5 protein-coding genes are annotated in these 5419 nt (G+C 63.0%); 3 read left to right on the top strand and 2 right to left on the bottom strand.

Annotated elements, in window-relative coordinates:
• Window positions 1-95: 95 nt before the first annotated feature.
• On the bottom strand, window positions 96-911 hold the full coding sequence (locus tag QMX91_RS28665; RefSeq protein ID WP_007966031.1) for a UDP-2,3-diacylglucosamine diphosphatase: 816 nt from the start codon (window positions 909-911) through the stop codon (window positions 96-98).
• A gap of 136 nt (window positions 912-1047) precedes the next feature.
• Between QMX91_RS28665 and QMX91_RS28660 the strand changes: the two genes are divergently transcribed.
• A complete protein-coding gene (locus QMX91_RS28660; protein WP_210557843.1) occupies window positions 1048-1812 on the top strand; it encodes an AraC family transcriptional regulator in 765 nt (254 codons plus the stop codon).
• A gap of 74 nt (window positions 1813-1886) precedes the next feature.
• A complete protein-coding gene (locus QMX91_RS28655; RefSeq protein WP_282413745.1) occupies window positions 1887-2780 on the top strand; it encodes a DMT family transporter in 894 nt (297 codons plus the stop codon).
• Here the strand turns inward: QMX91_RS28655 and QMX91_RS28650 are convergent.
• Window positions 2774-3061 carry a SelT/SelW/SelH family protein gene (locus QMX91_RS28650; protein WP_210557846.1) on the bottom strand — a complete coding sequence of 96 codons (288 nt, stop codon included), beginning with the start codon at window positions 3059-3061 and terminating at the stop codon, window positions 2774-2776. The two genes, QMX91_RS28655 and QMX91_RS28650, sit on opposite strands and share 7 nt — an antisense overlap.
• Before the next feature lie 72 nt (window positions 3062-3133).
• Here QMX91_RS28650 and QMX91_RS28645 point away from each other — a divergent pair, with 72 nt between their 5' ends.
• On the top strand, window positions 3134-5323 hold the full coding sequence (locus QMX91_RS28645) for a patatin-like phospholipase family protein (protein ID WP_282413744.1): 2190 nt from the start codon (window positions 3134-3136) through the stop codon (window positions 5321-5323).
• Window positions 5324-5419: the final 96 nt, after the last annotated feature.

The following is a 5419-nucleotide window of genomic DNA, read 5'->3' as shown; positions in this document are numbered from 1 at the left end:
GGGCTTGCTCCCGAAGGCGGTGTGTCAGATAAAAATGTACTTACTGATACACCGCATTCGGGAGCAAGCCCCCTCCCACAGGAGATATCTGGGGTCTAGGCAATCTCGGCAACCTTGGCCGCCTTGAGCTGTGCCTCCCGCGCCTGCGCATCCGCCAGGCGATACAGCTCGATCGTGCCGTCCCAGTGCTCGATCAACGCCGTGCACGACTCCACCCAATCGCCGCAATTGAGGTAGTCCACCTCACCGACCTTACGGATCTCGGCATGGTGAATGTGCCCGCAGACCACGCCGTGCAACTCGCGCTTCACGCATTCGTGGGCGATGGCTTCTTCGAAGTCGCTGATGAAGCTCACTGCCGTCTTCACCTTATGTTTCAGGTACGCCGACAACGACCAGTAGCCGTAGCCATAACGCGCTCGCCAGTGATTGAGCCAGCGGTTGAGGGTCAGGGTGAATTCGTAGGCCGAGTCGCCGAGGAAGGCCAGCCAGCGGTGGTAGCGGGTGATCACGTCGAACTGGTCGCCATGGATCACCAGCAGGTGCCGGCCATCCGCCGTGACGTGCACCGCCTCGTCGACCAACTGGATGTTGCCGAGGATCAGCTTCGAATAACGGCGCAGGAATTCGTCGTGGTTGCCGGTGACGTAGATCACCTCGGTGCCGCGCTTGCTCATGGTCAGCAGGCGACGGATCACGTTGGTGTGCGCCTGCGGCCAGTACATGCCACCGCGCAGCTTCCAGCCGTCGATGATGTCACCGACCAGATAGATCTTGTCGGCGTGGTAGCCCTTGAGAAATTGCGACAAGTGCTCGGCCTGGCAATCCCGCGTGCCCAGGTGCACGTCGGAAATCCACAAGGTACGCACCCGTTGTTTGCGGCTGGGTTTGGCGAGCTCGGCGCTGGTCATGGGCAACCCTCTGCGATGTTTTCGCCACTGTGCACGTGCCGGGTGAATCGACCATGACAGACAGGCGTCAGTCGTGTGACAGCGCGCAAGCCCGTCGCCCCGGTGTAGACTGGCGCTCACTTCGGAGACTTCTTCCATGCGCCCGATCCTCACTCTGCGCCAATACACCCACGACCTGATCGTCCACAGCCACGACCACGCGCAACTGGTGTTCGGGCTGTCCGGCGCGCTGGATTTCGAAGTCGAGGGTCAGGGCAGCCAGGTGCGCCAGCAGAGTTTCGTGGTCGTCCCCGGCGGCGCGCATCACGCCTGCGGCAGCCCGGATGGCAGCCGTTGTCTGGTGCTGGACGTACCCGACGGGCCATGGCTGAACGATTCGCTGGGCGAGCACGCCGACGCCAGTCAGCGCTTGCTCGACCAGCCTGCGCGATTGTCGCTTGATGCCGGGCAAAGCCAATTGGTCCACTGGCTGGCGCACAGCCCGGTCAGCGATCCGCTGATCGCGCAGCAAGGCGCGGTGTTGCTGCTGGCCAGCCTGAATCACGCCAGACCTGCCGAACATTCGGCGCGGCGCCTGCCCTACGCGGCGCTGGATGCGCACATCGAACAATACGCCGCCTACCCGCTGCAAGTGGCCGATCTGGCGCAGATCGCCGGGCTGTCCAGCGCCCGGCTGCACGCGCGGTTCATGGCGGAATGCGGGCAGACGCCGATGGAATACATTCGCAGCCGGCGCCTGCACAAGGCAGTCTGCCTGCTGCGCGAGAGCGCGCTGCCGATCGGCGAGATCGCCAGTCGGGTCGGTTACAGCTCGCAGAGCGCGTTCGCGGCGGCGGTGCTGCGCGAGTTCGGCGCCTCACCGGGGCAATTGCGTCGCGACTCCTGCGACAAAAAACGCTAGTTCGCCGACAGACTTCTGCGCCGCAACACGTTTCAATGGGCAACATTGAAACTGTGTTCGGATTAAGGATTGCAATGACTCCGCGTACCGCCCTCGGCGCCCTGCACATTGGCGCTCTGATGTTCGGCCTGACCGGTGTGTTCGGCAAACTCGTGGCCGCCTCGCCGGCGGTGATCGTCTTCGGGCGTGCGGCGTTTGCCGTGCTCGCCCTGGCCTTTTTCGCCCGCTTCGCCAGTCAGCACGGCTGGCAGAAACTGCAGGCGGTCGACTGGCGGCGCCTGGCGCTCAGCGGCGTGTTGCTGGCCGGGCACTGGGTGAGTTTTTTCATCGCGGTGAAGGTCGCTGGCGTCGCCATCGCGACCTTGGGTTTTGCCAGCTTCCCGGCGTTCACCGTGATTCTCGAAGGGCTGATTTTCCGCGAACGCATCCGCGCCAATGAAATCGTGTTGGTAGTGCTGGTCAGCGTTGGTCTGGTGCTGGTGACCCCGGCGTTCGATCTGGCCAGCGGCGCCACCACCGGGTTGCTCTGGGCGGTGCTGTCGGGCTTGCTGTTCGCCCTGCTGTCGCTGACCAACCGCGCCAGCTCCGGACGCATCCCGGCGGTGCAGGCCGCGCTGTGCCAGAACGTGGTGGTGGCGCTGTGTCTGCTGCCGGTGGCTGCGCCGCAACTGAGTGAAGTGCGCGCGCTGGACTGGCTGTGGATCGGCCTGCTCGGGGTGTTCTGCACCGGCGTCGCCCACAGCCTGTTCGTCGCCAGCCTCGCGGTGATCAAGGCGCGCACCGCCGCCGTGGTATTCGCCATGGAGCCGGTCTACGGCATCACCATCGCCTGGTTGCTGTTCGATGAAAACCCGACCGTGCGCATGCTGATCGGTGGTGCGCTGATCATCGTTGCCATCGTGGTCTCGGCGCGGATGTCAGGCAGCGCCGACAAGAAAACCGTGGCTGCCGAAGCCGCGTCTCACTGAGTGCGGTCGTTGTGGCCGAGGTCGCGCGCAGGATCGATCTGATCGCGCACCCGCTGCTTGAGCGCCTTGGCCTCGGGAAAACCGCCGTCGGCCTTGCGCTCCCAGATCTGCACGTCGTCGCAGCTGATGTGAAACACCCCTCCGGTGCCGGGCACCAGAGACACCTTGCCGAGGTCATCGCCGAAGGTGCTGAGCAGCTCCTGCGCCAGCCACGCGGCGCGCAGCAGCCACTGGCATTGGGTGCAATAAGTGATGACGATTTCCGGTTTTGCAGCAGACATGTTCGCTGAAAACTCCTGAGACAGAGGGCGCCGCTATAATAGCCGGCTTTATCGCTTGCCCCGAGACTCACCATGCGCCGTTTGCTGTTCTGCCTGTTCCTTGGCTTGTTGCCATTGTTTGTGAATGCCGCCGAAACACCCCGCCCTAAAGTCGGCCTGGTGTTGTCCGGTGGTGCCGCCCGTGGTCTGGCGCACATCGGCGTGCTCAAGGCGCTTGAGGAGCAAGGCATCAAGATCGATGCGATTGCCGGCACCAGCATGGGCGCGGTGGTTGGTGGTCTGTATGCCTCGGGCTACAAGATCGACGAACTGGAAAAACTCGCCCTGAACATCGATTGGCAGCAGGCGCTGTCCGACGCGCCGCCACGCGAAGACGTGCCGTTTCGCCGCAAGCAGGACGACCGCGACTTTCTGGTGAAACAGCAACTGAGTTTTCGCGATGACGGCAGCCTCGGCCTGCCACTGGGGGTGATTCAGGGCCAGAACCTGGCGCTGATGCTGGAAAGCCTGTTGGCGCACACCAGTGACACCCGCGACTTCGACAAGCTGCCGATCCCGTTCCGCGCCGTCGCCACCGACATCGCCAATGGCGAAAAAGTGGTGTTCCGCAAAGGTCACTTGCCGCAGGTGATCCGCGCCAGCATGTCGATTCCGGCGGTGTTTGCCCCGGTCGAACTGGACGGTCGGCTGCTGGTGGACGGTGGCATGACTGACAACATCCCGCTCGACGTCGCGCGGGAGATGGGTGTCGACGTGGCAATCGTGGTCGACATCGGTACGCCGCTGCGCAACCGCAAACAACTGACGACCGTGGTCGATGTGCTGAACCAGTCGATCACCCTGATGACCCGGCGCAACTCCGAAGAGCAACTGGCCGCCCTCAAACCCACCGACGTGCTGATCCAGCCGGCGCTGGCGGCATTCGGCGTGACCGATTTCGGCAAGGCCCAGGAGATGATTGACGCCGGTTACCGCGCCACGCGGATTCTCGACGCCCGCCTCGCTCAGCTCAAACCTCAGCAATCTCAAGACGCCGAACTCAATGCGGCCCGCGCCCCAGGCCAGCGCACGCCGATCATCACCGCGATCAGGGTCGAGAACGACTCGAAAGTCGGCGATGAGGTGATTCGCTATTACATCCGTCAGCCGATCGGCGAGCCGCTGGATCTGGGCCGACTGCACTCGGACATGGGCACGCTGTACGGCCTGGATTACTTCGAACAGGTGCAGTACCGCGTAGTGCACAAGGGCCAGGATCACACGCTAGTGATCAGCGCCCGGGGCAAACGCAGCGGCACCGATTACCTGCGGGTCGGCCTGAACCTGTCAGACGACATGCGCGGTGACAGCGCCTTCAATCTCGGCGCCAGCTACCGCATCAACGGCATCAACCGCCTCGGCGCGGAATGGCTGACCCGCGCACAAATCGGCGACAAACAGGAGCTCTACACCGAGTTCTATCAGCCGCTGGACGTCGGCTCGCGCTACTTCGTCGCCCCGTATGCTGCGTTTGAAGCGCAGAACGTCGATGCTGTGCTCGACAACGACCCGATCGCCCAATACCGCGTCGAACGCTACGGTTTCGGCCTCAATTTCGGCCGGCAGATCGGCAATAACGGTGAAATCCGCTTCGGGGTCGGCGAGGCCTGGGGCAAAGCGGATGTGCGCATCGGCGATCAGGACTTGCCGAGAGAAAACTTCACTGAAGGGTTCTACTCGCTGAAGTACTCGTTCGACTCGCTGGACAACGTCTACTTCCCCCACGAGGGCAAGGACGTCAGCCTGACCCTGATGCAATTCGAACCGGACCTCGGCTCGGACACGCGCTACCGGCAGTGGGAATTCAAGCTCGATAAAGCCATGAGCCGTGGCCCGGATACGCTGATTCTCGGCGGCCGTTATGGCCGAACGCTGGACGATGCCAATGTGGTGACGTCGAGCTTCCTGCTCGGCGGTGCGCGACAGTTGTCGGGCTTTCGCGAGGATTCGATTTCCGGGCAGAACGTCAGCCTGATGCGCGCGGTGTATTACCGCCGGTTGACGCCGCGTTCCTATCTGCCGCTGGACTTCCCGCTGTATGCCGGGGCTTCGCTGGAGCGTGGGCGGGCGTGGAACAACGACAATGAATTCGACAGCGGCTACATCAATGCCGCCAGTGTGTTTATCGGCTTCGATACGCCGTTGGGGCCGCTGAACTTCACCTATGGCTTGAATGATGCGAACGAGCAGGCGGTTTATCTGAATCTGGGGCAGACGTTCTGATCATTCAGGTGGATCTATATTGCCTGCCAGGCCGCCTTCGCGAGCAAGCCCGCTCCCACACTGGAACGCATTCCAACTGTGGGAGCGGGCTTGCTC

The sequence above is a fragment of the Pseudomonas sp. PS01299 genome (genome assembly GCF_029960145.1).
GTDB lineage: Bacteria > Pseudomonadota > Gammaproteobacteria > Pseudomonadales > Pseudomonadaceae > Aquipseudomonas > Aquipseudomonas putida_A.
The sequence above is the reverse complement of the archived record's forward strand: the minus strand, read 5'-3'. Positions and strand labels throughout refer to the sequence as shown.